Annotated in this window: 25 protein-coding genes and 2 pseudogenes; all 27 read left to right on the top strand. The window is 45.4% G+C overall.

Annotated elements, in window-relative coordinates; translation table 11 throughout:
* The first annotated feature begins 3 nt into the window (after positions 1 to 3).
* The 27 genes and pseudogenes from B1L02_RS11920 to B1L02_RS24500 all read left to right on the top strand — a co-directional run bounded on the left by B1L02_RS11920 (position 4) and on the right by B1L02_RS24500 (position 25,582).
* On the top strand, positions 4 to 3,087 hold the full coding sequence (locus B1L02_RS11920) for a hypothetical protein (protein WP_088531190.1): 3,084 nt from the start codon (positions 4 to 6) through the stop codon (positions 3,085 to 3,087).
* Positions 3,088 to 3,097: 10 nt separating this feature from the next.
* Complete coding sequence (locus B1L02_RS11915) at positions 3,098 to 3,802, top strand: hypothetical protein (protein WP_223192022.1); 705 nt, start codon at positions 3,098 to 3,100, stop codon at positions 3,800 to 3,802.
* A 61-nt stretch (positions 3,803 to 3,863) separates the two neighbouring features.
* On the top strand, positions 3,864 to 4,346 hold the full coding sequence (locus tag B1L02_RS11910; protein WP_017218928.1) for a hypothetical protein: 483 nt from the start codon (positions 3,864 to 3,866) through the stop codon (positions 4,344 to 4,346).
* A 10-nt stretch (positions 4,347 to 4,356) separates the two neighbouring features.
* Positions 4,357 to 5,714 (top strand): annotated as a pseudogene (locus B1L02_RS24515) (DUF4815 domain-containing protein).
* Entirely contained in the window at positions 5,711 to 6,319 is a 609-nt protein-coding gene (locus tag B1L02_RS24510) for a DUF4815 domain-containing protein (RefSeq protein WP_232003079.1), read from the top strand. The pseudogene B1L02_RS24515 and the gene B1L02_RS24510 overlap by 4 nt, the downstream one beginning before the upstream one ends.
* Positions 6,316 to 7,512 (top strand): hypothetical protein, encoded by a 1,197-nt coding sequence (locus B1L02_RS11900; RefSeq protein ID WP_088531188.1) that lies wholly within the window; start codon positions 6,316 to 6,318, stop codon positions 7,510 to 7,512. The genes B1L02_RS24510 and B1L02_RS11900 overlap by 4 nt, the downstream gene beginning before the upstream one ends.
* 8 nt (positions 7,513 to 7,520) lie before the next feature.
* The gene (locus tag B1L02_RS11895) at positions 7,521 to 7,742 is read left to right on the top strand and encodes a hypothetical protein (RefSeq protein WP_088531187.1); all 222 of its coding nucleotides are present in this window, start codon (positions 7,521 to 7,523) and stop codon (positions 7,740 to 7,742) included.
* Between the two features lie 20 nt (positions 7,743 to 7,762).
* The gene (locus B1L02_RS11890) at positions 7,763 to 9,232 is read left to right on the top strand and encodes a hypothetical protein (protein ID WP_088531186.1); all 1,470 of its coding nucleotides are present in this window, start codon (positions 7,763 to 7,765) and stop codon (positions 9,230 to 9,232) included.
* 9 nt (positions 9,233 to 9,241) lie between these two features.
* The gene (locus B1L02_RS11885) at positions 9,242 to 9,661 is read left to right on the top strand and encodes a hypothetical protein (protein WP_088531185.1); all 420 of its coding nucleotides are present in this window, start codon (positions 9,242 to 9,244) and stop codon (positions 9,659 to 9,661) included.
* A 163-nt stretch (positions 9,662 to 9,824) separates the two neighbouring features.
* On the top strand, positions 9,825 to 10,730 hold the full coding sequence (locus tag B1L02_RS11880; RefSeq protein ID WP_088532276.1) for a baseplate assembly protein: 906 nt from the start codon (positions 9,825 to 9,827) through the stop codon (positions 10,728 to 10,730).
* A complete protein-coding gene (locus B1L02_RS11875) occupies positions 10,727 to 11,278 on the top strand; it encodes a phage tail protein I (RefSeq protein ID WP_088531184.1) in 552 nt (183 codons plus the stop codon). The genes B1L02_RS11880 and B1L02_RS11875 overlap by 4 nt, the downstream gene beginning before the upstream one ends.
* Before the next feature lie 7 nt (positions 11,279 to 11,285).
* Positions 11,286 to 11,705: pseudogene (locus B1L02_RS25180) on the top strand (phage tail protein); the annotation flags it as partial.
* 3,375 nt (positions 11,706 to 15,080) lie between these two features.
* Positions 15,081 to 15,620 carry a hypothetical protein gene (locus B1L02_RS11855; RefSeq protein ID WP_088531182.1) on the top strand — a complete coding sequence of 180 codons (540 nt, stop codon included), beginning with the start codon at positions 15,081 to 15,083 and terminating at the stop codon, positions 15,618 to 15,620.
* A 159-nt stretch (positions 15,621 to 15,779) separates the two neighbouring features.
* On the top strand, positions 15,780 to 16,688 hold the full coding sequence (locus B1L02_RS11850) for a baseplate assembly protein (protein ID WP_223192026.1): 909 nt from the start codon (positions 15,780 to 15,782) through the stop codon (positions 16,686 to 16,688).
* The gene (locus tag B1L02_RS11845) at positions 16,681 to 17,790 is read left to right on the top strand and encodes a phage tail protein I (protein WP_088531180.1); all 1,110 of its coding nucleotides are present in this window, start codon (positions 16,681 to 16,683) and stop codon (positions 17,788 to 17,790) included. Before B1L02_RS11850 ends, B1L02_RS11845 begins: the two co-directional genes overlap by 8 nt.
* On the top strand, positions 17,790 to 18,542 hold the full coding sequence (locus B1L02_RS11840; RefSeq protein ID WP_088531179.1) for a phage tail protein: 753 nt from the start codon (positions 17,790 to 17,792) through the stop codon (positions 18,540 to 18,542). Before B1L02_RS11845 ends, B1L02_RS11840 begins: the two co-directional genes overlap by 1 nt.
* A gap of 9 nt (positions 18,543 to 18,551) precedes the next feature.
* On the top strand, positions 18,552 to 19,379 hold the full coding sequence (locus B1L02_RS11835) for a hypothetical protein (protein ID WP_088531178.1): 828 nt from the start codon (positions 18,552 to 18,554) through the stop codon (positions 19,377 to 19,379).
* A 2-nt stretch (positions 19,380 to 19,381) separates the two neighbouring features.
* Positions 19,382 to 19,609 carry a phage tail assembly chaperone gene (locus B1L02_RS11830; protein ID WP_088531177.1) on the top strand — a complete coding sequence of 76 codons (228 nt, stop codon included), beginning with the start codon at positions 19,382 to 19,384 and terminating at the stop codon, positions 19,607 to 19,609.
* A 78-nt stretch (positions 19,610 to 19,687) separates the two neighbouring features.
* Positions 19,688 to 20,266, top strand: a complete 579-nt coding sequence (locus tag B1L02_RS11825) for a hypothetical protein (protein ID WP_088531176.1) — start codon at positions 19,688 to 19,690, stop codon at positions 20,264 to 20,266.
* On the top strand, positions 20,263 to 20,856 hold the full coding sequence (locus B1L02_RS11820; protein WP_088531175.1) for a phage baseplate assembly protein V: 594 nt from the start codon (positions 20,263 to 20,265) through the stop codon (positions 20,854 to 20,856). Before B1L02_RS11825 ends, B1L02_RS11820 begins: the two co-directional genes overlap by 4 nt.
* 96 nt (positions 20,857 to 20,952) lie before the next feature.
* The gene (locus B1L02_RS11815) at positions 20,953 to 21,150 is read left to right on the top strand and encodes a hypothetical protein (protein ID WP_017218946.1); all 198 of its coding nucleotides are present in this window, start codon (positions 20,953 to 20,955) and stop codon (positions 21,148 to 21,150) included.
* Between the two features lie 9 nt (positions 21,151 to 21,159).
* Positions 21,160 to 21,495, top strand: a complete 336-nt coding sequence (locus tag B1L02_RS11810) for a GPW/gp25 family protein (protein ID WP_017218947.1) — start codon at positions 21,160 to 21,162, stop codon at positions 21,493 to 21,495.
* Between the two features lie 449 nt (positions 21,496 to 21,944).
* The gene (locus tag B1L02_RS11800) at positions 21,945 to 23,108 is read left to right on the top strand and encodes a phage tail sheath subtilisin-like domain-containing protein (RefSeq protein ID WP_017218948.1); all 1,164 of its coding nucleotides are present in this window, start codon (positions 21,945 to 21,947) and stop codon (positions 23,106 to 23,108) included.
* Positions 23,108 to 23,617 (top strand): phage major tail tube protein, encoded by a 510-nt coding sequence (locus tag B1L02_RS11795; protein ID WP_010378397.1) that lies wholly within the window; start codon positions 23,108 to 23,110, stop codon positions 23,615 to 23,617. Before B1L02_RS11800 ends, B1L02_RS11795 begins: the two co-directional genes overlap by 1 nt.
* A 3-nt stretch (positions 23,618 to 23,620) precedes the next feature.
* A complete protein-coding gene (locus tag B1L02_RS11790) occupies positions 23,621 to 23,878 on the top strand; it encodes a phage tail assembly protein (RefSeq protein WP_010378399.1) in 258 nt (85 codons plus the stop codon).
* Positions 23,879 to 23,883: 5 nt separating this feature from the next.
* Positions 23,884 to 24,009: a hypothetical protein gene (locus B1L02_RS25010; protein ID WP_017218950.1), complete on the top strand. Its 126-nt coding sequence runs from the start codon at positions 23,884 to 23,886 to the stop codon at positions 24,007 to 24,009.
* A gap of 124 nt (positions 24,010 to 24,133) precedes the next feature.
* Entirely contained in the window at positions 24,134 to 25,582 is a 1,449-nt protein-coding gene (locus tag B1L02_RS24500; protein WP_232003078.1) for a hypothetical protein, read from the top strand.
* Positions 25,583 to 25,585 lie beyond the last annotated feature (3 nt).

Below are 25,585 nucleotides of genomic sequence, written 5' to 3'. Positions count from 1 at the left end.
TACATGACCATAGAATCACAACTTGCTCAGTTGCAACAGGCTGCAACTGAGCAAACCGAAGCAAGTGTTCAACTTGCCAATAATATCACCGAAGGCTTACAGGAAATTGATCAGGTTAAGCAAGATATTGCTCATACCTATCAAACGGTTAATCAGAACAACCAAGCACTGAATGATTGGCAAACTCAGTCTGGCAGCGTCAACCTCAAAGATCTAAACGGCAACAGCCATACACTGCCAACCTTGAAATCACTTGTTGCAGATGCACAAAGCGTGAATCCACACCCCCATGTAATGACCAAAGCCCAGTTTGATGCACTACGCGACATGCGTAAACAGCAATATGCGGGTTCAGGGTTTGTTGAGTGGGGGAAGCATTATGATTCTGGTGTAAATGCTGAAACAGTGAACGAGGGGATGGATCTACTCTACGGACAGCAATATCTAAACTTTTTAAAGCTGGGTAGTAAACACAAATCTTCGACTGGAAGCTCAAAATCTTATTTGCCAATAGTTGTCATAGATGGAATAACCTTTGAACTATCGGATGGCGCAGGTTTAAGAGGAGATGGTACAGCGGTTACAAATGGTGACGAGTGGAAAAGAGTTCTGTTCCCTCCTGCACCCGACGGCACTAAAACCTATGATTCAGCTTCTGGCACCGTCACCCAGCATAGTAATGCCGAAGCCGCATTTGCTGCAGAAACCGATACTAATAAGGTGATCACCTCTCGTAAAGACTTAGTATTTCTGGAATCTTGGCATGAGAAAATTGCTGATAAAGACGTCGTGTATCCGCTAGGCAATGTGCAATATGGCGCAAATAATTATAAAGGCATTGCGCTTCGCAATAACCTCGTTACTCAGGGGTACTCTGCATTCGGTGAATGGGACACTGGTACAAAGGGGCATGGTATTAAGTGGTCATCGCTAACAGAGGCGCAAAAGGCTACTTTCCTTGGAGAGCCCGAGCATAATATTTACTACGACCCAGAAGCCAAAGCGTATATTCAGGTTAGATATCGAATTAGGGTTGTCGAGGGGGTTGGGGATAATTGGTATCGAGTTCAAGCCGACGGCGTTACAGTCGTCAATCAATTTTTAGGCTACAGTTCTGGCAACCAAACAAGTGTAGTTAAGCCCCAAGGAGCAAGTACTGAATTACTTGATTTAGGTGCTCACCCTGCAGGTAATAGGGGGATGTATAAAACACCATTTACAGTACTATCAAATTCTGAAGCAGGTCTAGGCGCGTTCGTGGCTTGTCAGTACGATGGTTCACCAGTGTCTGGCGTATCGTCAAATAACAAATGTTATGCTTTACCAATTGCTTTGGTACAGCGTCTCAACCAAGGTGCCTATCATCCGAGTTACAACCCACTGGGAACGGCAGGTTTTTCACGTAGTGATATGCCTGATAGTCAAGGTCATGCTGTGACATGGAATAGTCCAGCTTTAAAGCAAAAACCAGTATCCACACAGCAGTGTTTTGATTCCGATATCGCGAGAATACCTGCAGGTGGAATCGATTGGGGTAGCATTAGTGTTGCTTATAGCGGACGGCCGGACCAATACAAATATCATGACGCCATCTACGCAGGACAGGTTGAAGATTTGCGCCTAAGTGCGAAAAAGCTAGATGTTAACGAGCTACGTGAAGAAACCATGCGTAAAGCGGTTGCTGGGACATTACGCGGAAAGAGCAAAGTACCTTTTACTCACATTAAAAAGGCCGGCTCTTTTACAAAGCGAAGTGACACGGCTTATGAGACTCACGGCAGTTTTAACCCTTCACAATGGCGTTTGTCTTTTGAAGTTTCCAACTCAACGTTCGGCAATAGTGGTGGCAGTTTCAATGGTTATAAAACAGGTGCAGATAAGCCTAGCGGTGATTGGGTATACTATGTCGGCAGTAATGGTCAGTCGTTTTTGTCAGCAAGTATTGTGCACTTTTCTTATGGAGAAAATCAGCATTATTTCTTGCCTTGGATTGAGGGTGATATTAACGGGAAAATACTTACTTCAGTACGAGAGTCAATTAGACAGCAGGTTGATGAGTTTTTTCCGATAGGAACGGATATTGATGTATATGTGATTAAAGCAGATGAAATCGATGCTGAATTCGACTCACTCCCGTGGGTAGATATCATCGGAAGCCCTGAAAACATCGCGGCTACCTTCCCTGACGGTGTTGTAGGGCAGTGGATTCCCACAATCCCAGATGGCACAGGTAAAAGCTATCAATTGAATAAAAAAGCAGTGTCAACGTCGCCAACTCTCTATGTCACTGAAGATAACGGCAGTACATGGATCCAAACGAGTTCAACAATTCATCCTTATGCAAATATTCGCAATGTAGCTCCTTCTGCTGGAAACGTTGAACTATGGTGTTACGAGGCAAAAGCTAAGTTCACAGAAGCAGCATCACTTTCAAAGCTGTTAAATATGTCATCAGATGTTTGGAGTGGTAACTACTCTCAGCCATCTTTAGGTAATCGGTTAAAAGAAAGCTTGATAGATAAAAGTGGGGGAGCGGACAGGGATAACCCAAGAGGTTATTACAAACTGGAGTACAAAAATATTGGTGATATTTATATCAGTACTCGAGTGGAGCACCAACCCAAACATACTCCGATTACTGATTTGTCACCGAATACCGAGGCTGTTAAAGCAATATACTCGATAGTTGAGAAAAATGGATTGATGTACTTCCAGCTTAATGGTGCTGAACTTAAATACCAATATAAAGAGGTGCTACCAGTTAACTCGAGCATTTTACAGGCTTACAGTAAAGGCAAGCTATATCATTTTGTGGTTGGTGCATTCAAAGGACTAGTGGTGCAATTGCTTATAGACGTAACTTGCATAATGGAAGAGAAATGTTACTTAAACAGCGAAGGAGAAATTGTCAGCTTCACAACTGGCAACGTAATCGGTATTGCATCAAGTGCAAAAGGCTCTTGGGGCGACGATCAAACCATCCCTATCATCAGCGGCGAAAACACCAAAACCGATCTTAACGGCAATACCGTCAAAGTGTTCTGCCATCACACCCTATTCCCAATAGGAATTGCACATAATGGATAAGGAGAGTGCGATGAATACTGAGGCTGAGAACCTCACAGCTGATGCAGCAGAGGCCGCTGCGGTGAGCTATGCAGATGTGCAAACAAAAATCATGCTGCGTCACCCTCAAGAACAAGTTGATGAGGTGCTACAACTTGCCATTGAGCAAGAAGAAGCGGCATATCGTGAAGCGCATGCCGCGTGGCAGACTGAAACGACTGAAGTGCAAGCACAGATAGCAGAGGCGCAAGCGCACAATGCCGCTAATCCAGATGAACTAATGCCTGTGCCGCCACTACCAATGGAGCCTATGCTGGACTTGCAAGCGAGAAGAGCTTGCTATCGTGTTGAGCATGTGGAGGTGGATTTAGCATTAACCACTGAAACTGTTAACTCGCGCATAGAGTACGACGACGAAGCGCGAGTGGCTTATCACCATCCTGCGACCATTTCACATACTGAACAACAAATTGCAGAAACTAAACGTGAACGCTTTAAAAGTCAGCGCGCAGCGAATGTGGCGTCAATCGCCGTTGAAGTTGATGGTCTGGTGTTTGATGGTGATGAACAAAGTCAGCAACGTATGGTTCGAGCCATACTGCTGATGACAGACAGTGACACGCAGCGCTGGGTGCTTGCCAATAACGCCGTGGCCGAAGTCACTAAAGCACAACTTACCCAAGCTTGTTTACTTGCCGCAGAGCAACAATCCGACCTCTGGATTGAATCTTACTAAACCTCTACTTTTTCACCGAGCTTAATCTTTGGCTCGGTTTTATTTCTTTAAGGAGCAGTCCTTGGCCACTTTAACACTTCAAGGCCGAAAGGCGCTTGCACGGCTAATGCAGCAGCAGGCTATTTATTTGGCATGGGGAAACGGCGAATCAAGTTGGGATAATACTTTGCCGCCAACCCCTACCAATACCACACAACTCACCAATCTCATTGGTTATCGCAAGGCAAAGCAAATTCGCTTTTGCGAGCCAGATGAACAGGGCGAAATTCAAGTACCAACCGGAAAGTTCCGCTTAAGCGATACCGCCAGCCAACATCTATATTGCCAATTCACCTACGACTTTGAAGATGGCTTAGGTGAGCATATTCGAGAGCTAGGTTTAATGCTTGGCACGACACCAAAAACGGGCATTCCAGCGGGAAAATATTACCTCTTACCAGACGAGGTTGCAGAGGCTGGTGAGCTTATTTTGCTTGAACATCGCACGGCGCTATTTCGTGACCAAGGGGTACGCGAAACGTTTGAGTTTGTGATCAGTTTTTAAGAAGAAAGCAATGATAAAAGATTATTACCAGCAGTTTGATCCTGCAAAGCGTTACAGTCAGCTATTGTTTCGAGCGAGTAAAGGGTTGCAAAGTCGTGAACTTAACGACCTGCAACTGCAGTCTCAGCACCATGTCAAAGGCATCGCTGATGTATTGATGAAAGATGGGGATGTGGTTAAGGGGGCGAGGTGGTTATTGACCAAGCTCATGCCGTTGCAACCATTGGCGCATCCTCAGTATATCTGCAAGGTGCGGTACATGATGTCGGCACCAAACAGTTAGCGATTGCGCTAAATAAACTCGAAATTGTCGGGGTGTGGTTAGCAAAGGAAGTGGTGACAGAGCTTGAAGATTCAACACTTAGAGATCCAGCCATTGGTGCACACAATTTTGACGAAGCGGGTGCCGCGCGACTGAAAATCTCGGGCCGTTGGGGATTGAGCGACAGCCTTGACTATCCCAATAGCGACTTTTTTCCCGTTTACCAAATCGATCATGGCACGCTTATCGTTAAACAGCCGCCGCCACAACTAGACTCAATTACCAGCGCGCTTGCGCGTTATGACCGAGAGTCAAATGGCGGGAGTTATGTGGTGAGCGGGCTCAATGTCAGCTATCGAGAGAGCACGGCAAGCCACCAGCACTTTAATGTGCAAGAGGGAAAAGCGCATATCAATGGCTATGAAATAGCGTTTAACACCGCACTGCCTGTTACGCTGCCAAACGACCCCGATGTGCGTGAGGTGATCAATGAGCCGAGCCGATTTAGTGCCAATGCCCAAGGCGCTATGCGAGTCGATTTAGACTTTGCTCCGGTGCAGCGCATTGATCAGGTGACCGTAGAGGTGAAAAAGCGAACCTCTCTGACTCGAGGCCACGCGCAAACCGGCCAAAACACCGATCCCTTTGATGATGACTCTGTGATTGAAATTTTGCAGATCTCGCAAGGTGGTATTGAATATCAGCAGGGTATCGACTTTATCTTTACCCGTAATCATATTAGCTGGCGCGATGGTGGCAATAAGCCAGCTTCAGGCACGTCGTATGACGTGGTGTATACCTATCGCCGACTTATTGAAGTTGATGCCGACGAAACCGGATTTTGGCTCGAGCAACAGTTAAGCGAGGCTGAGGAAATGCTCGAAAATGGCCTTGTGGTCGTCGATTATCACTGGTTTATGCCACGTATCGACCTGCTCGTGCTTACCCCTAATGGCCAGGTTGAGCGGATCAAAGGTGCACCGGACAGAATCAACCCGCAAGCGCCTTTAGTGCCTCATCAACATCTGGGGCTTGCCCAAGTGCAGCAACACTGGGGAGTGCGCCACCGCATATCCAAAATATTGCGATTGAAGCGGTACAAATGACAGATCTTGCGTTGATGCAACAGCAGATCTCAGATTTATACCAATTGTTGGCCATTGAACGCCTACGTAACGATACCAATGCCCAGTCACCAGCTAGCAAATACGGTGTATTTGTTGACCCGTTTTTAGATGACGATATGCGCGATATTGGACTTGAACAAAGCGCTGCTATTGTGGATGGCGAACTTATGCTGCCAATGGCCGCAGAAATAACTCAGCTGTCACAACCACAAGTCCAGACATTATCGTATGAACTCGAAGATGTCTTAGTACAAGAAAGCCGTACTGGGGAGATGAAAATTAACCCGTATATGGCATTTGAACCACTGCCTGCGGATGTCACGTTAACCCCAAGTGTTGATCATTGGACACAAACCCAGACTCAGTGGACAAGCCCTATTACTCGCAGGTTAACTCGCGGTGGAGGGCGTGTTCGTCGCGTTATTACTCAAACGAGTACTGAGCGAGTTGGTGTGCGCCGTCAGCAAGCCGAGTTCTTGCGCACTCGGTGGGTCAACTTTGCTATTTCTGGGTTTGATCCAGGTGAGCAACTGGACTCACTGTTATTCGATGGCATTGAAATTATTTCAGAGGTGCAAGCATGATCCAAGCAAATACACGCGGTGAATTAGCTGGTCGATTTAAAGTGCCAAATAATGTTCCCGCCGGAACTAAACTGGTGCGATTTATTGGTAAGCAAGGTTCAGCAGGAAGCGCTAGTTATACAGGTAGTGGCGTGATTGAAGTGGAAACATTGAGGCGCGTAAATAGCATTATTACTCAGCGTTTTGACCCACTCGCACAAACCTTTATTTTGGAGCAATCGCGATTTATTGCCGGTGTTGAATTATGGTTTACCGCCAAAGGACAGGAGGCGGTAGAAGTACAAATTCGTGAAGTAGTACAAGGTATTCCTACACAAACCGTGCTGGCAAGTAGCAAATTAAACAGTGATGAGATAAAGCTAAATGACCAACCGACACTGTTTACCTTTACTCCAACCTTTTTAAATGCCGATCAGGAATATGCGTTGGTTGTGTTAACTGATGGGGACGAGCACAGTGTTGCTATTGCTGAGCTGGGTAAGCTTGATCAGGCGCACAACTGGGTTACCTCTCAGCCATATCAAGTAGGGGTGTTGTTATCATCAAGCAACGCTAGCACCTGGACGCCACATCAGGATAAAGATCTCACATTTAGGTTAAAGGCCGCCAAATTCACAGAGCAAAGTAGATGGATTGAACTCGGCGAGGTAGAGGTTGAACAAGTAACGGATTTAATGCTATTAGCTGTAGTCCAGCGCCCAAGTGCAGATACTCAAGTTACCTTTGAACTCACGTATCCTACTGGCAATAAAGAAAAAGTGCTAAGCGTTCAAGAGTGGCAACCAAGTTCGCTTGGAGAAACCATCACTGGCAAGGTTAAGGTCGCTGCTGTATTGACGGGAACACAAAGCTTAACGCCAGTACTTTTTGCGGGCAGCCAGTGCGTTCATGGGCAAGTCGCACAAACCGGAGACTATATTTCTCGTGAGCTGCGCTGTCGTTTAGGCGGTGATTTAACGGTGAGCTTTGAAGCGAACATTCAAAGCCACTCAGAAGTACAACCCTTGATGCAAAAAGGGGACGTTTGGCTACCGCTTGAGCTAGATAGCAGTTCAGTACTGAGCGATGGTTGGCAGCAGTTTAATTACACCTTTAATGGTGTTGATACTGCGACAACACGGGTGAAACTGGTACTGAAGGGGACTCCGGCACAGCGCCCTAGAGTACGAAACCTACGCACATTTACCTTGTAGGAGAAATTGTGGACATCAACCAATTTACTCCATTTCAGCAATATCCACTCCCTCACCCAGATAATCTACTTGAACAAGACGTACAGCGATTGATCAATGCGCTTAAGGCAATTGATGCAGATATCCTCCAGCAGCAATTAGCACATCAACAAGCCCAAGTAGATATCGACAAGCGCTTCAGACGGCTTCGGCTCAATCAAGTTTTGGGTGAAACCCTGCTACCAATTTAAAGGATTTATAAGAGGAAATTATGGCAACAATTCAACAAGCCGTTCAGGTAATGGTCGACAAACTGGTCGCTGATATGAACGGCAGCACTCCGCTGAGTGCAGAGGAGCAAACCTTAGTCACGAATGCAATTGCACGGCTCACAGATAACGCCAAGCTTGAGCAAGCCGTTGTAGCCGTTGCACAGGAACATTTGGATGACTCAACCCAGCTATTGCAACAGGTTGCAACTTCAGCGATCAACAATATTGATTCTGCTAAAGCTGATTTAACCGCGTCGACCGCTGAGCTGGTTACCAGAGCGGCAAAACTGGCGCTATTGGATCAAATAGGTCCATTGACGCAACAAATTAATGAAGTGGTCGCGAACAATACTGCTGCAACACCAAAAACCTTATTCGCGATAAAAAATATTGATACGGCGAATAGTCATGCTAATTTTCGCCGCTCCACATCGGTTTTGGCTATCTATAATAGTGATGGGACTTCCTATCTCACTCGACCAAGTTATACCGCAAATGCCGCAACGGACACATGCCGGTTAGATCATCTAAAAATTAGCCAAGATGGCACGTCATCCACCGTACTAAAATCAAGCTTTGTCCATAATAATGCCTTTGAGCAAAACCCTGCGACTAAGGTGTATCAACATGGCTCTAGCGCCATTGTGCCGCTGGGTTTAAAAGCACAACCTAATAATATTAGTTTTGAAATCGTTTATAGCACTCAAGAGTCTCAGTCGGCTAATGCAACGGAATATGGTGGTATTTTTGTTTTAGGCCAAGGCTTCACATCACGTACTCTGCCGAAGCAAGATCTCAATGCCCGAGATAAATTTGGTATTCCAACACGCTCTAGTTACAACCATAACGAGGTAGCTGCGTTGTATAACAACCAAAAGCATTGCTTAGTGGTTATCGACTCGGGTACTAACTTGGTTGTGGAAAAATACCGTGATGGCAATCACATTACTAACATTGCCATTGCGAATGCAGCTGAATATCAGAATTATGTGGATAGCGGTGACTTTACAACGATGGTATTTATCGCAAATACCTTAGCGCAGCCGCATGGAATAAATCGCTATAACCACAGTGAAGCGGCGATGTCGAACTATGCGCAAAATTACTATGGCTATTTTGGTTTACTCGGTAGTGAAGTAAAAATGGCAGGTGATAAATTTAATGCGCATTATCTCTTTACCGAAGAGCAGAAGCTTCAGCCGATCAATTATATTTTTACCAGTAATAGTGAACCCTATAACACGGCATACGGTAGCTCAGACGGCGAGGTTAATGTGTCAATCGAGACTTTCAATGGAGAGCTCTTAGGATCATATTACTTTTGCTCAAAAGCAGATAATTGGGGCCGTGACGGGGGCGTAATAGCAACAGCCATTCAAGCGATGAATCCATACTCACATATCGGTGTTATTAATGAGCACTACCTATATAACCAGTATGGCCTTGCCAGAACCTGTCGCGCGATTTAAGGAGTGAAAATGAATATTTATTACGACAATAATAAAGGGATGTCTATTGCGGGTAACTTTTGGTTGGTACACCCGCAAACGGGTGAGCAATGGAATAAAGAGTCGGTAGCACAGTTTATTGCAGAGACTCAGTTAGAGACTGAAGAAAACTCTGAAGTTGAGTATTTAAAACAGCAAGTCATAACGCGCATAAAGCAACTTGCTTATAGCAAATTGCAATCGGAGCAGTGGCGAGTAGAGCGCGCAAAAGAGCGCGAGTTGAGTGAGCGGTTGAACGGTAATGAAGAAAGTGCAGCAACAGAGCGTGCAAACCTACTAGACATTTTGCAGCAAAGAGAAGTGGTGCGTGAAAAAAGCGGTGAGTTAGAAGCAGCGGTGCTTAGCCTTACTACTCAAGCTGAATTACTACAGTTTGTGATTGCGTTCTAATAATTTCACAGCAGGTCAGGATTGACCTGTTTTACTCCCAAAAAATCAGTAAGATAGACCTATGCTTGAGAAAGTTAACAAGCACAGGTTTCCAATCTCCAAGGCCCACAAGCAAGTGTTTGCTGTGGGCTTTTTTATTTTCTGTTTAGTACCGGAGGGTGCAATGCCATCATCTCAGTTGATCGATTTATCTAAGCTAACACCTCCAGAGCTATTAGAAAATCTGGAATATGAACAAATTCTGGAACAGTTGAAAAGTAAATTGAGCGAGTTAGTTCCAGATGTTAGTAAGACGCTAGAACTAGAATCAGAGCCTTTAACACAGGTACTCAATACATCTGCATATCACAGCATGCTGCTTAAAGGACGAATAAATGACACCGTCAAAGGTAACTTGTTGGCGACAGCAACAAATAGTGACCTAGACCATATTGCAACACGTTATGGTGTAAGTCGTTTGCCAGAAGAGTCAGATGAACGGTTTAGAAGCCGTATTCAACAGGCTTTTCATAGTTTAAATACGGCTGGAACTGAAGAAAGTTATCGCTATCATGCGCTGACGGCAGATAGCAGAGTTAAAGATATTCACGTTGCGAGTCCATCTCCTTGCCATGTGGTTTTGAGCATTTTAAGTAATGAAACCGAAAATGGTGCTCCGTCAACAGAATTAATAAATACGCTTGCGGCTGCATTTGGCCTCACACCAGGAGATCAAGACAGTGTGTCTGAAGTCTTGCTTGCACAAAGGGTTCGACCAATTGGAGATCGTGTTGAAATTGTTCCCGCAGTAATTAAACCTTTCAATATAAAAGCAAAAGTCAAGCTTGAACTCGGGCCCGGCCACGAGCAAGTTAGATTAAATGTGATTACGAAGCTGCGACAATTTCTGCAGCAGCAAAGTTCACTGGGTAAGTCGGTTAAGCAATCCGCTTTATTTGCCGTGTTGCATCAGGTAGGAGTAGAAGAAGTAAATCTTATTTCTCCTACAAGCAATATAGAAGTATTAAAAAATGAAGTTGCATGGTGTGTCAATGGTACCACTGAGATCGATTTTGAGGTGTCGCTTTGAGTGAGAGTGAAGACACCCAACCACCAAATAAGCTGAGTCACGCAATACTAGAAGCGAATAGCTTAATCTTTTTATTATTGAGCGATGAAATCAGCAAGCTTTCCACTCTATGGAGTCCATTTCACTGTCCCTTGCCATTCCTTCCCTGGTTGGCATGGAGTCAAGGCGTAAAAGAATGGGATGAAAACTGGCACGAATCGGTAAAACGTAAAGTGATTGCTGATAGCTTTGAGCAGCATAAGTACTTAGGTACACGGTATGCAATTATACAATCGCTATCTCACTTCGATATGGGCGCCGAAATCACCGAGTGGTTTGAGCAAACCCCTATGGCACCCGCTGGTACATTTAAAGTTGATGTATTTATTTCTCACAGGGGGATCGATTTACCTCTGATCCGAGAAACCAGAAAATTAATCGACAGAGCAAAGCGAAAATCTGTGGATTATCAGCTCCAAATGAATTTACAGAGTAACCTTGCTCTTTCCACTCGAACTGTTTCTTGTAGTGCAACATCAACCACGGTTTATCCGTTATCTAAACAGTAAGGATCATATGACTAATTCACATTATTGGACCCGCTTAACTTCGGCTGGGAGGCAAGCAATTCTTGATGCCATAGCTAATGACCAGACGGTTGAGATCAGCGAGTTTGGGGTTGGGGACGGACATCTCACGCCATTACAAGAAACATTGACGCAAGAAAAATACCGAGGAGCCATAAATTCAGTTAAGCTGTTAGATACGGGCAATCTAGCTGAAATAATTGGAGTTTTGCCAGTAGGGGTTGGTGGGTTTTATGTTCGTGAAGCTGCGTTTTATATGCCAGACGGGCGTCCCTTTGCATTAGTTAAACACCCTGAAACCTATAAGCCTTCAGGTGACGAAAATGCCGCCGCTGAGCTAAAAATAAAAGCGGTGATTGATGTAGAGAACAATCATTCAGTTGCCGAAAAAATAGATCCGTCGCTGACCTATGCGACGAGAGAGTGGGTTGGAGATGCAATAAATCCGCATGGACTAGGTACTCAAATTAGCCACCAATCAGCGAACTTCTTTGACCGTACGTTTGAGCTTAGACTTGGCGCTGGCGAGTCAAAACCCTTTCCTGATTTGCCCGATACCGCGTGCGATATTCTGGTATTTGGTTTGACGGATGGAACGTCGACAAACACTAACTTTGTAGGCCGTTTTGCAAAATATGGTTCGACATGGAGTGCAAATACGATTTATGGAAACACGAATAGGTATAATCATCCGTCAATAGAAATTATTGATAATGTGCCTACATTTAGAAACCCCCATGACATCGGCACATACTCATTTGCATTTAAATGTTGGATAGCGACCCAATCAGAGGGAAATGCTAATCCATTTGAATTTTTCGCGAATACTTACTCGACATATAACAAACCAACACCTGCAGATATTGGTGCTGTTGCCAAGGGTGAGTCTATAAATCTTGCAGACCAAGATATTATTTGGTCGAAAAATACCGATGGTGCGAAAATTGGATTTAAGAACGACGCTGACTCAGACGCCGATAGTTATCTATTCTTTGAAACATCCGATAACGCTAATGAATACTTTAAGTGGCGGCACCGCTCAGGAACTAGTTATTCTGAATGGATGTCGCTAAGGAAGTCTGGACTATCCACCAGAAACGCAACCTTTGATAATGGCACCAACACAACAGTAAACATCCAAGCCGATGATGGTGGCAGAGCTGTCTTAAATGTATTTTCACCCGTTGCAGGTGCTCAATCAACAGGTACAGTCTATGTAGGCCAAAGCCCATCACACGGCGGTGGTATAGAGTACAATGGTGATGGTTCGCCTGCCACAACTGGCGCTGGCGCAGACTTCTTTACTTTTTTTAGAAGAGCGTACGGCATTGAACACTGGACAGCGAGAAATTTTGTTGAAAACAATAACTGGGAGTTTAGGGCTAATGTTAAGGCTGCTTCTTTTGAAGAAAACGGAACTTTATTGTCTGCTAAATATCACCCTAAAAGCACCAAGCTTGATAGGTTCGAAAGGTCTTTTGTAGATACCAATGGTGTTCAAGACCTAAAAATAAGAGAAAAAAGAGCACTCGTTGGCGCCACAGATAACCTTTATATCAATTATGGTACAGATTGGCAGCGAGTGTACGCTCAAGGTAACTGGAGCTTTTTTGGTGATATCACCATCACCAAAAACAATCCGTGGTTAACACTCAAAAGCAACACAGAAGGGAGTGTTAATGATGAGCAGGCAGCAGGAATATCAATTGGAGAAAGTGGCAGGAGCAATGCTGCATCGTTACACATCTCTTACACCGGGGATGGATTAAGTTACATAGGCATGGGGCTGCTTGGTTCAGATAATATACCAAATAACTGGGCTATGCAGATGGATTGGACGTCGACATGGGTTTGTTTTCGTAGCGAAATTCGTTTTGGGGATTACAAAACCAAGCTATCTAAAGGTTATAATGATTCCCTGAAGGTTGTAACACCTCATGGCTATTTAGAAATTGGCTCCCAAAATCAAGATTGGTGTCATTTTTATACTAGTACTCCAAAGTTCCACTTCGGCAAACCCGTGCACGTAAAAGGGGAAATTTACGCTGGCTCAAGTTACAACCAACGTGTTTACCACGAAGGGCATAAGCCGTCATTTGATGAGGTGACAGGCAAGCTAACAAAGCCCCTACAATTTGAGAAAGCTGGTGTTCTAACTTCACTTGCCTCTAGGTTAGTAGATGATGCTGATGCTTGGCATGAAATTGGTAATGGGATGTACAGCTGGCAGCTCAAGTATGTTGGTAGTACTGAAGGTGACAATGGAAATGAATTTAGAGTTCAAAGCACTAAAACAGGTGCTTACTATCAATTCGATCACTTTGGCAACTTCGATATTAACGGTAAAGCTGTTTACCACGAAGGTTATAAACCCACAGCGTCAGATATCGGTGGTGGGACATTCCCAGATACTGTCTTCAGTAAGCAAGGAAGTTCATTTAGCGGCTCGCTTGTTCCAAACCCTAACGCTGTTGGTCTCCATGTTTATTCCGACACTAAACAGCAGAGAGTCGGTAGTGCAGGTATCTATGCCAGTAACGGAAAAGAGGACGGCGCGCATGCTTATCTAGGATTAGGTGAGACACCATGGGATGGCAATAAAGGTATTGTCGTCAGTCCAAGGGAATTTAAGTACTGTGGGCAATATGTACTTCATACTGGTAATACGAACGTCAGAGATTGGAATGTAGTCAAAAGCACTTCAAATGTAGTTCGCTGGTATAAGGTCGCTTCATTTTATGCCAGCAACACAAACGACTCTTATCGTTGGTTGATTAATCTCGCTGGAACTAGAGGTTATGGAGCGGGCTTTAACGACCAAAGCGGTGGTGCAACGATATATGTTACAAAAGCAAATGACGGGTCAGCCAATAACTTAAATGTGGTTGCGTACAACCATTGTGTTTCCGATACTGGTAGTAGCCTAATAGGCGACTTGAAAGTTACCAGTGAAGATGTGTCAGGACAAAATACATGGTTTACCGTTTGGGCTAGATTTGGGACATTTACTGGCGCTTCAGCGTTGATGTCAGGCACAGATTGTAGTTCCAATTCAATTAAACTTCATACAAACGAATCGCAAGAGGCGGAGCCTGAAGGCGGTTTTAAAAAGCCAATATTCACCTCTATACATTCAGGCAACGTTGATGAGTACCTAGTCGGAGAAAGGAAAAAGCCGCTGGTAAGTGGTGTTATACCCGCGCATAGCAATGTACACCTAAAAACGAGTGGTACATTCACTCTACCACCAGTTGCAGAAACGCCAGAAGACGCCGTGATTGTTGTTTCTAAGCGTTTGGGGGCTACGCCTACAATAGTAGTAGATGGTATATCGAGTGAGGTTATTTTGATGGCGAAGCAAGGAAAGGTCGTCACAGATACACAGATTGTATACGACCTAAACCTAACTTTAACTTTTATATTAAATGCTGAAAAGAATTGGGAGATGCAGTGATGGCTACACCTGTGAGCAGTTTAGTTGGTGGAGGAGTGAAGCGAGTATTTAGAGGTAAGTATAATGGGAGTGAGAGAAATGGCGGAATAATAACGCTGCCGGAAGTTGATACTAATAAGACAGTCGTCAACATGCTGTCATCTGCTTACTATGGGGCGAAGAGGACGAGTGACTCTAGCAGTGAGTTTGGTGGCTGGGCTGACGCTATATATTGTGAACTCGTGGATAGTACAACACTTAAGATAGTGAATAGAGTTGATATGTACATGGGGGGCTCGTCAATGCCGATTTGGGATCGGTATGTGCCAGTGTCATGGGAGGTTATTGAGTATGTATAACTACGCACATGTAGATAGTGACAATGTAGTTGTTGGGTGCTATCAGTTCGACGAAGCTGTTGATGTTGAACACTATATACAATGCAGCAATGCCAGTTTAGGGGATATTTATAATCCAGAGAATAAGCAATTCCACCCACAAACATTGATGGAAGAGCCCCCAGTTGAACATGCAGAAATAATTTTATCGGATGTAGCGCTTGCTTCTTCCAGTGCCAGGCTAATAGGTAATATTTGGTGGGTAGCGAAAAATGATAAGTGTCTAGTTACAGCAAGTGTTACAGGGTTACCAGATATTGAAATTATGATTATGATTGAACGTGTTGTTAATGCCACACAGCCAGTAGAAGATATACGTTTTATAGCAAACGTCGAAAACGGTACTTTTACTCTTGCTCTTGAGTTCGATATTAGTGGTAATTATTTACTCTCAGCAGAACGAGTCAATCGAGGCTTAGAGCGGATCGGTGCTCCTTTTCGGCTTATTTTTGAAACGATGGAATTTGATGTGTATCTACCAGCTGTCAGCTAACGTTGGTTTTAAAGAACATTATTTTAATAAAGCAGGTCAGGATTGACCTGTTTTACTCCCTAAAAACCAGTAAGATACACCTATGCTTGAGGAAGTTAACAAGCACACAGGTTTCCAATCTCCAAGACCCACAAGCAAGTGTTTGCTGTGGGTTTTTTTATGGCGCAAAGCAAGGAGGTGATGATGGCATTTGAGCGGTTGGACTTATCGCAGTTGCCCATTCCTAAAGTATTAAAACCCTTAAACTTTGAGCAGCGTCTAGAAGCATTAAAGCAAGCATTGCTGCAAAAGGATGATGCACTCCAAGCGGTAGTAAACTTGGAAAGTGAACCTCTGACTAAATTGTTAGAAGTCATGGCATATCAAGGACTGACTCAGCAAAGCATACTAAATGATGCAATAGAAGCGAACTTGCTCGCGAGTGCTTCAGGGAGTGACTTAGACGCAATCGCAGCGAGGTTTAATGTTGCAAGGCTTGGGAATGAGGATGATGAGCGCTTAAGAGCGAGAACGCAATTAGCGTTTGATGGACTGAATACCGCAGGGAGCGCGGCCTCTTATCGCTTTCATGCATTGTCGGTGAGTAATGAGATTTGCGACGTGCAAGTTCATAGTCCGAGGCCATGTGAAATAGAACTAACCGTCTTGAGTCGAATAGGGAAAGGTACACTAAGCGCGGAGCTGCTGAATAAATTACACGTCGCCTTTACCCCCGAATCGTCAACTCAGCCTGAAGTCTCTAAAGTGAGACCGCTTGGCGATAGAGTCACAATCAAGCAGCCACAGGTATTGACGTTTAACATTGCAGCGGAACTTGAAATTTTACCTGGCCCGTCGCCTGAGGTGATTGTGGACAGTGCCTCAGCCGCGCTCGACGCTTACTTAACTGAAAGACGTCAGCTTGGTCGGCAGATCACGCGAGCGGGCATTAGCAACGCTTTGTTTTTGTCCGGTGTCGAAAACATCAGGTTGGAGTCGCCAAGTGAGGACATTATACCTCTAGATATTGAGGTGGCGTATTGTCAGCAAATGGATTTGCGAGTAAAGGTGAGGGGGCTGGATGACTAAGCTTTTACCTCATAATGCGTCAACGCTGGAGCAGTGGTTAGCAGAGCTGCAAGTCAAACCTCGAACTATCCGAGCGGGTTTATTAGCGGCCTTAGAACTTGAACAGCGCAGCGATGACGAGCTAGTAGAAATCGCGCGTTATCTCTCATTGACGGAGGCCGATTGTCTTGATTTACGCAGCGCAATTAAACGCTTATCAAGCAATAAATTGCTGCCAATTATTTATTCTCAAGTGTTTTTCCCAAGAGATGCACTTGAGCGGCTAGCGATAAGTGTCGGACTAAGTGGGCTCTCCCTCAAGGATGATGAAGCACGAACCCAATTGCGTGATGCTTGTGTACTGAACGATACACGGCTGCTCTTAACGAGTCTTTGGCAACCGGAGCTTTGCCCTGAGCCTTTACTGCCTTTTTTGGCGTGGAACTACTCAGTGGATGAGTGGGATGAACATTGGCCAGTGGCGATTAAACGCCAGGTCATTACGGATGCGTTCACGGTTCATCAGTGCAAGGGGACCCCATTTGCGCTGCAAAAAGCGCTCGATAGTCTCAATATTGAAACCGAGATCAAGGAATGGTGGCAGCAGGAAGGTGGTTTGCCTGGCACTGTACAGATCTGGGCGCTTATTAATCAGAATTTGGACGACCGACAACAAGGATTGTTGACCTCTCAGATGCTCAAACGTATTCGCTGTGTGGTAAACGCAGTGAAACGCGGTGCTATCAATGTTGATTTACAATTGGGTATTGCACTTAAAGAGCAAATTGGTGCAGCAGGTATTGGCAAAGCGCCTTTGGGTTTGAGCAATACCCAAGTGTCGGGGTTAGGGGTAAAACCTGAGCAAGGCAAAGCCGCATTGGGGGCATGTGGCCATATAAATCACTATGGCTATCAAATGCTAAATACAGAAGGCGCAGGTGTTTTACCTAATGAAACGCAGGTGAGTTTAGGTGTGTTTGCGGTTGCAAAGCAGCTGAATGCACAAATGCATACCAGCCAAGGAATGGGCATTCATCCTGATGAGTTAATGCAAGGAGTGGTACTCGCCAGTGGTATGCACCGACTTCAATATCAACATTATCATTTACAAGGAGCGACTTAATGTCTGCACTAACGCTGCAGTTTACCCATGCGGGACTTGATGCCCTGCTCAGCGCTCAAGCGCGAGGCTTTAAGGGGCAAATCAGCCATATGGCGTTTGGCGATGCCGCTTATACGCCATCACAAAATCAAACTGAGCTACGCAGCCTTAAAGAGCGTGTAGCTATTGCCGACAGCGACTATCAAGACGGTGAAAGTACGAGCCTTAAAATTGCAGGCAAATTCGACGCACCACTTGAATATGCCATCAGAGAAATTGGTGTTTATTTAGATAGCGGCGAAGTAGACGCAAGCGGTGAGCCGGAGCTGATTTTGCTGGGGGTTTACTCAAAAGCCAACACCACACTTGGCTACCGCACACCTGACGTCAAAGTACTACAGTGGTTAACGCTAAGTTTGGCACAACTGCCTAGTGAGAGTATCGAGGTAAAACTGGGGGTCGACAATCTCAATCTGATCGTCGACAAAGAGCTGGCCGAAATGACGCTAACGCAGCTAGATACGATGCATCGGCAAATCAAACAGGAATTTCGTTTGCAACAACAGGAAACGGAGCTAAGTGAGCTGAAACAATTGCTCACCAGTGAAGTGACACGATTAGATACAACACATGCCGCTCGGCTAGATAATCGCGTAGCAGCATTCCATGGCTTATTTAACGCAGAACTTGCCAGTGTGACGACGGTACAGCTAGACACCATGAACCGCCAAACCAATCAAGAAATTAGATTAACCAATCTTGAGCATCAATAAGGAAACACTATGTCAAATGACAATTTAACCATGACGGAGCGCCTGAGCCAGGTTGCCACACGTGCCAATGCACTGTGCCAAACGGTTGAAGATCAGGTTGGGATTATTCAAAGTACTTTATCGGAAACGGTGACGCATACTAAAAATGTAGTAGCGGGTGAAATTACGAGTATTAATAATCAATTAGAGCAAGCCGAAGAACAGTTTAATCAATGGAAAGATCAATATACTCAAGAAATTAACGGTTTGCCAGTTACTGTAAATGGTAATGAAAAGAGCTTCTTTTTTCGAGGTTACTTAAGTGCTGGTAGTTATTCTTCAGACGCAACAGGTCCTGACTCTGACTTTCCAAGATGTGGTACACCTAAGCCTCCATATTACGTAAACATGCTAGAGTTTTCTGGCAATGGTGGCTTTGGTGGACAAGGCGACTATTTTAAGTTGGACTTCATTATGGCTCATAGGGGCATGTTCGCCTCACCTCACTATGCAGATCAAATTCAGTTTACGGGGACGTCATATCATGACTGTGTATCGGGTCAGCTTGAAATTAAAAAAGTATCTAGGAATGGTGCTCTGAAGTTGTTTATTTCAGAGCCAGATAACGAGGCTCAAGAAATTGAGATTTCTAAAGATTTGGAAGGGGCTACGATCCCAATCTATTTTAGAAAAATAGGTAAAGGGTACAGTGGGCTAGCTCGGATCACCATGAAAGTAGATACGCGTTATCATTGTGGTGCAACTAAGGCGGTTACTGTGAGTGGAAAGTACACATCAAGTAATGGCCAACCCTGTGCCGATCGGATTACTCATACACAACCTAGTTGGGAGAACTAAAAATGTTAGATCAAGTGAGCATTGAAGGAACTGAATTCGATGAATGGGAAACAGCACGAGCTTTGCGTGATGCCTACCTCAGAGCTACGGATTGGATGGCATTAAAGTATCAAGAAATGGATGGCCAAGTACCTCAGCCTTTAAAAGACTATCGTCAGGCTTTGCGAGATTTGCCTCAAAGTTTTGAATCTCCGGATCAGGTCGTTTGGCCGACAAAACCTGAACTCTAAAATCCCTAACCTTCTTTCGGGCGTTTCGTCCATCTTCGGCTTTTTAATCTAGCCAATTTATAATTTGAGAGCACAACTATGCATCGACAAACCTTGATAGCTAAGGTGTTGGCGTGCCTGAGTGCCGGTCTGTCTGAGCTTGCTCAAGTTGATTTACTAAAAGCAAGCCAGCCACAACCGGATTTAACAGAGCGTGCACAGCTTACCCTAATCCCAATCGCTGAGCGACAAGCCAGTGAACTGCAAGCGAAAGGCGCCGACAAAGGCGTGACTTATGGGCCTGCGTACAATAAAAACCTGAGCCCAAATGCACTCGACAGACGAGTGATGACTTTGCAGCTTGAACTGGCGCTTGAAGAGGCTGATGCCTCGGCGTTGATGGCGCGGTTGGATAACTTGGTCAGTGCCGCTGAGGCTTCGATTATAAAGGACGAAACGCCCGTCCCTTGGCAACACTTTATTTGCGAAAAAAGCAGTTTTAGTTATAGCAACCAAGTCAATTCAATGCTCGCTAAGGCGACGCTGACTTGGCAGTTTTATTACCAAGTTGAGTACCCTGAGGAGGCCGGTGTTGAGGTAACAGAAGTGTATCTTGGTCCGCATGGTGGCGAGCATCGCTTAATTTACAAAACCCCAGAAGAAGGACCGATAGCGTGATAGCCAATCAACATTTTTCAGATTTAGCCATGTCCGACCTACAGCAGCGTCTTACTAAGTTAATTAGCCTAGGAACGGTGCATGAAGTGGACTACGAAACGGCGACCGTCAAGGTCAAAATGGGTGATTGGATCACAGCAAAGTTACCTTGGCTAACGGCACAAGCTGCTCATGATATGACTTGGCAAGCACCTGAAGTTGGTGAGCAAGTGATGGTGTTATCTCCCTGTGGAGATACTTCCCAAGGAGTAGTACTTGGCAGCTTATATAGTCAACAATTTGCGCCAAAACAATTGGGAGTAACGCCTGAAAATCGCCCTGATGTTCATAAGGTTCGATATCAAGATGGCAGCTCAATCACGTATGACCGAAAGAGCCATCGTTATCTGATTGATATTCAAGGAGCGGATGCCACTGTGGATGTGCTTTCAGCAGGGACGCTGAATATTACAACAGCCAAAGATATCCGAGTAGAAACACAAGCTAATGCGACTGTGTTGAGTGCAAAAGATGCAACTTTGAAGTGTGATGGAAGTGCTGCTGTTCAAGCGGGGGGGACGTCAGTGTTGAAGGAGCAAGTATTGCCTTAAATGGTGGCTCCCCTTGTGTGACTACGGCACATGTTTGTCATTTTACTGGCAGTCCTCATGGTGACGGCTCATCGACAGTTACAGCGGGGAAGTGACATGGCATTAGATGCAAATGCATTAGAAAACATGATCAAAGCGGAGCTTGAAGCTGAGGGTTTTGTGTTGGCAGGTGCGCATGCAGGAGCTGGCAAACTGGCTACTGCGATTGCTAAAGCCGTAGTTGAACATATGACTCAGGCTGCGGAGGTTCCTGTATCAGGAGGCTCCAGCGCGGGTATTTACAAAGTGACTTAAGGAGTCGTCATGATAGGAATGAATGCCAAAACGGGCAAGCCGCTCGGTGGTGTTGAGCATCTAAAACAGAGTATTCGCGATATTGTGACCACACCGCTTGGGAGTCGCGTGATGCGACGCGATTATGGCTGCGGCTTATATGAGCTTGTAGATAGGCCTTTTTCTCACTCTTTGGTGGGGGATATCACTATGACCATCGCCAATGCACTGGAGAAGTGGGAACCACGTTTTCAACTTGATGGTGTTGCGGTACATCCAGCAGGTGAGGGCAAGTTGTCTATCGAAATAAAAGGATTGTATTTAATCAACGGGGAGCCTGTCACCATCGAGGGTATCCAAATCTAAGTCATTTTTTATCCACCTTATCCATTAGGTATAAGGTCAACAAACGCTAATTTTTATGAAGTTATTAGGGCCTGTTTATCTTTCAAGTTTGTTTTTGCAGCAGTTTGATTGGTGTTTATACAAGGCAGAGCCTACGTAGCATAGTTATTCTATGTGAGTCAGGCGATAAAGACTTTGTGCTCCTGCAAAGTCACCTTACCCCACATCCTTGTGGGGCAACACAGAAGAAATGCCAATCAAGCGCTGCCCTTTGGGTTCACCTGAGTGCGCTTTGTTCATTGTTGCTCAACTTTTGCTTAGATTACTAAGCGGCAAGTCGAGCGTCGCGATCAAAACACACTCAAGAGAACAAAAATCAAACAGCAAAGCTCAACAGACCCTGGGCCATACAAGGCAGCTTGTATGGCCTTTTTTATTCTCTAACTGACATGTCTTTAAAGGAGATAACTATGTCAAAATTTCTACACGGTGTAGAAGTCATTGAGGCGCAATCCGGCACGCGTCCAATCAAAACAGTAAAAAGCTCAGTAATTGGTGTGATTGGTACTGCACCTAGTGCAGATCCAGAAAAGTTTCCACTTAACACACCTGTATTGGTTGCTGGTAAACGTGCTGAAGCTGCACCGTTGGGTACAGAAGGAACACTACCTGCGGCAATGGACGGTATTTTTGACCAAGCTGGTGCGGTAGTCGTTGTGGTTCGTGTCGATGGCGCTGATGAAGCGGCAATTATGTCAAACATGGTTGGCGGTGTGGCAGCAGACGGTTCTTATGAAGGTGTGCAAGCTTTTCTTGGTGCTGAGTCAGTACTTGGGGTAACACCACGTATTCTTGTGGCGCCAGGTTATGCGCATCAACGCCCTGAAGGTAATCGTAACCCAGTCATCACAGAACTTGTGAATGTGGCTGAGCGTCTTCGTGCGGTTATCATCGCAGATGGTCCAAACACAAACGATGAAGATGCGAAAGCATATCGTGCCGACTTTGGTTCGCGTCGTGTGTTCGTTGTTGACCCTCATGTCAAAGTATTCCGCGATGGTAAAACAGAAGTTGAACCTGCAAGTGCACGTGTTGCGGGCATGATTGCAAAGTCGGACAACGACCGAGGCTTTTGGTGGAGCCCAAGTAATACCAATATGAACGGTATTGTGGCAACTGCGCGCCCAATCGACTTCCAGCTGGGCGATGCTAACGCACGTGCGAATATGCTGAACGAAAAAGAAGTGTCGACCATTATTCGTCAAAACGGCTTTAAGCTTTGGGGTAACCGTACTTGTTCTGACGACCCTAAATGGGCATTCCTGTCAGTGGTACGTACCGCAGATATGATCAACGACTCACTACTGCGTGCGCACATGTGGGCGGTTGACCGCAATATCACCAAAACTTATATCGAAGATGTTACGCAAAGTGTGCAGTCGTACCTTGATAGCTTAAAAGCACAAGGTGCAATTCTTGGCGGTCAAATTTGGGCTGACGAAGAGTTAAACACACCGGCCAATATTCAAGCGGGTAAAGTGTATTTTAGCTTTGACTTCACGCCGCCAACACCGGCTGAGCACATCACCTTCAAGAGTATTCTAACTAACAACTACCTAGAGGAAATCGTATAATGGCAATCTCTCCAAAAATTCTTAAAAAATTCAAGCTGTTTGTAGACGGTAAAGGCTATCTAGGTATTGCTGATGAAATCCAGCTACCAAAAGTAACCGTAAAAACTCGCGAAGTGACGTCGGGTTTCCAAGCGCCGGTTGAGCTTGATGTTGGCCAACTTGAAAAGCTAGAAGGCACAATCACGTTACTTGAATACAACGCGGACATGATGAAGCTACTTGGCGATTGGAGCGGTGCGACAACGCCATTAACGGCTCGTGGTGCAATCCAAGCGCAAGGCGAAGCGCCAGTACCTGTAGTGGTAACGCTTGAAGGCTTCTTCAAAGAAGTGGATATGGGCAGCTGGAAAGATGGCGAAGAAGCTAAGCTAACGCTGCAATATGCAATTCAGAAGTACAAGCTACAGATCGGTCAAGATGTGATTTACGAAATTGACCTATACAACGACGTTCGTACCGTTAATGGTAAGGACCAAATGGCAGCACTTCGCGCAGCAATCGGAGCTTAATCCATGAAAGAAATCATTACCTTAGCATTCCCAATTACGGTCGATGGGCATGAGTATGCAGAACTGACAATGAGACGACCAAAAGTACGCGATCGGTTAATGGTGGATAGAGCGGATATCAGCGAGTCTGAAAGCGAAATTCGTTATTTCTCGCACTTATGCGAAGTTTCTCCAGATATCATCGAAGAGCTTGATTGGAGTGATTTTGTGAAGCTGCGAGAAACGCTACAAGCTTTTCTCGTGTCCCGCCAAAGCGCTTAAAAGCCATGGTTATCGCTCTGGCCAAATATACTGGCTGGGGCTTGGCCGAACTCAACGCGCTGACCGAAGACGAACTCATCGAGTGGTTTGAAGCAGCGCTTGATTACAAACAAGCGACAGAAGCGGGCTAAACCGATGACCGCAACCGCCCCTTAACCCTTTAAGGGGCGCATTTTCATACTTTTAGACGCTTTAGCTTAGGCCTCAGCTTAAGCTAAAGCGTTTCACTTTTCTCTATTTTCCTCAGGTAACGCCATGACAAAACAAGGTAAACAGGTTCGTTCACGAGAGGCGAACAAAGTCAAAAATAAGTTGCCGCAGGTAACTTCGCTTGCTAACCAAGTTGCACATTTAGGTAGTCTAGTTGCAAAACTCAACGCCAATTCTGCGACCAGTGCGCAGATCCAGCAATTAATCTCCATCATGACTCAACTTAATGCCAGCGCGGTGTTAAGTCCACAGGCTTCGGTCTCAGTACCTGAGTTTCAGGCACCTGCCACTGGTGAAAATACAGTGCCTACTGGCCAGTTGGTTCAACAGGCTGAGCAGGTCATGTTGGCGTTGCCCGATTCTTTACAAGATGCAATAAGCGGCTTGTCTGAACGGGTTGCAGAACTGGATTTCAGCGCCGCAAGCCAAACGGTACAAGTTGAATTGGCGGCATTAGCCGAACAGGTGCCTTCACTTTTTAACGCAATTTCCGTTGCACCAGCCGTGACTGCGGCGACAAATGCATCGAAGCAAAGCCAATCTGCAATCGATGCTCAGCAGCAATTTTGCCTAGATGCAGCGTCATTGGGTCAAGCTTTACCGGAATTTGCATCGAATTTAGATTTAGCTGCTTTGCCAAAGCAGCTGCTCGAAACAGGCAATTTGTTGAGCAATATTGAGTTTGCAGAGGTACTCAAAGGAGAGTTTGGTTCGCTAACAGAAGCTGCTCCTGCGTTATTAACTCAATTTGGCTTTGACGACGCGGCAAATGTGGTCACGCAGTTTGCGCCAGCTGTGAACCAATTGGATATTCCAGCACTTATTCAAGGCGATTTACAAAGTTTGCAGCAGGCTTTACCAAGCTTGCTAGAAGCCGTTGATCTTAAGGCATTAAACCAAACTCTTGCGCAAGAAATACCGGCGCTTGCACAACTTGATTTAGCCGGGCTTGCTAATGGTGAGCTGGGGTCGTTGGCCGCAACGCTACCAAACTTACTTGAGGCAGCGGGACTTGATGGTGCCGCAAACTCGGTATCTGCGGCTTTGCCAGCGCTACAACAATTGGACTTGGGCGCAATTGCAGATGGTGATATCCAGTCGTTGCTACAAAGTGCTCCGGCATTATTAGATGCATTGGATATGCAAGGTGCGTCACAGGCTTTTGGTTCTGTTCTTCCTATCGCTGAAAAACTAGATTTTAAGGGCTTAATGGATGGTGAGCTGAGCAGCTTAGTGGATGCCGCACCTGAAGTGCTTAGAGCATTTGAACTTGGCGACGCTGCGGATAAGTTACAAGCTGCGGTTCCTGGCTTAAAACAACTGAATCTCAAGCAAATTGCCAGTGGTGACGTATCTAGCCTTATGGCGGCAGGTCCTTCATTGCTAAAGGCATTTGAATTAGACGGTGCAGCTGGCGTACTCGAAGGCGCATTACCGGCATTAGAAAAACTGGATGTCGACGCGATTTTGGGGGCGACATCAAGTCGCTTGTAAGCG

Source organism: Pseudoalteromonas piscicida (genome assembly GCF_002208135.1).
GTDB lineage: Bacteria > Pseudomonadota > Gammaproteobacteria > Enterobacterales > Alteromonadaceae > Pseudoalteromonas > Pseudoalteromonas piscicida_A.
The sequence above is the reverse complement of the archived record's forward strand: the minus strand, read 5'-3'. Positions and strand labels throughout refer to the sequence as shown.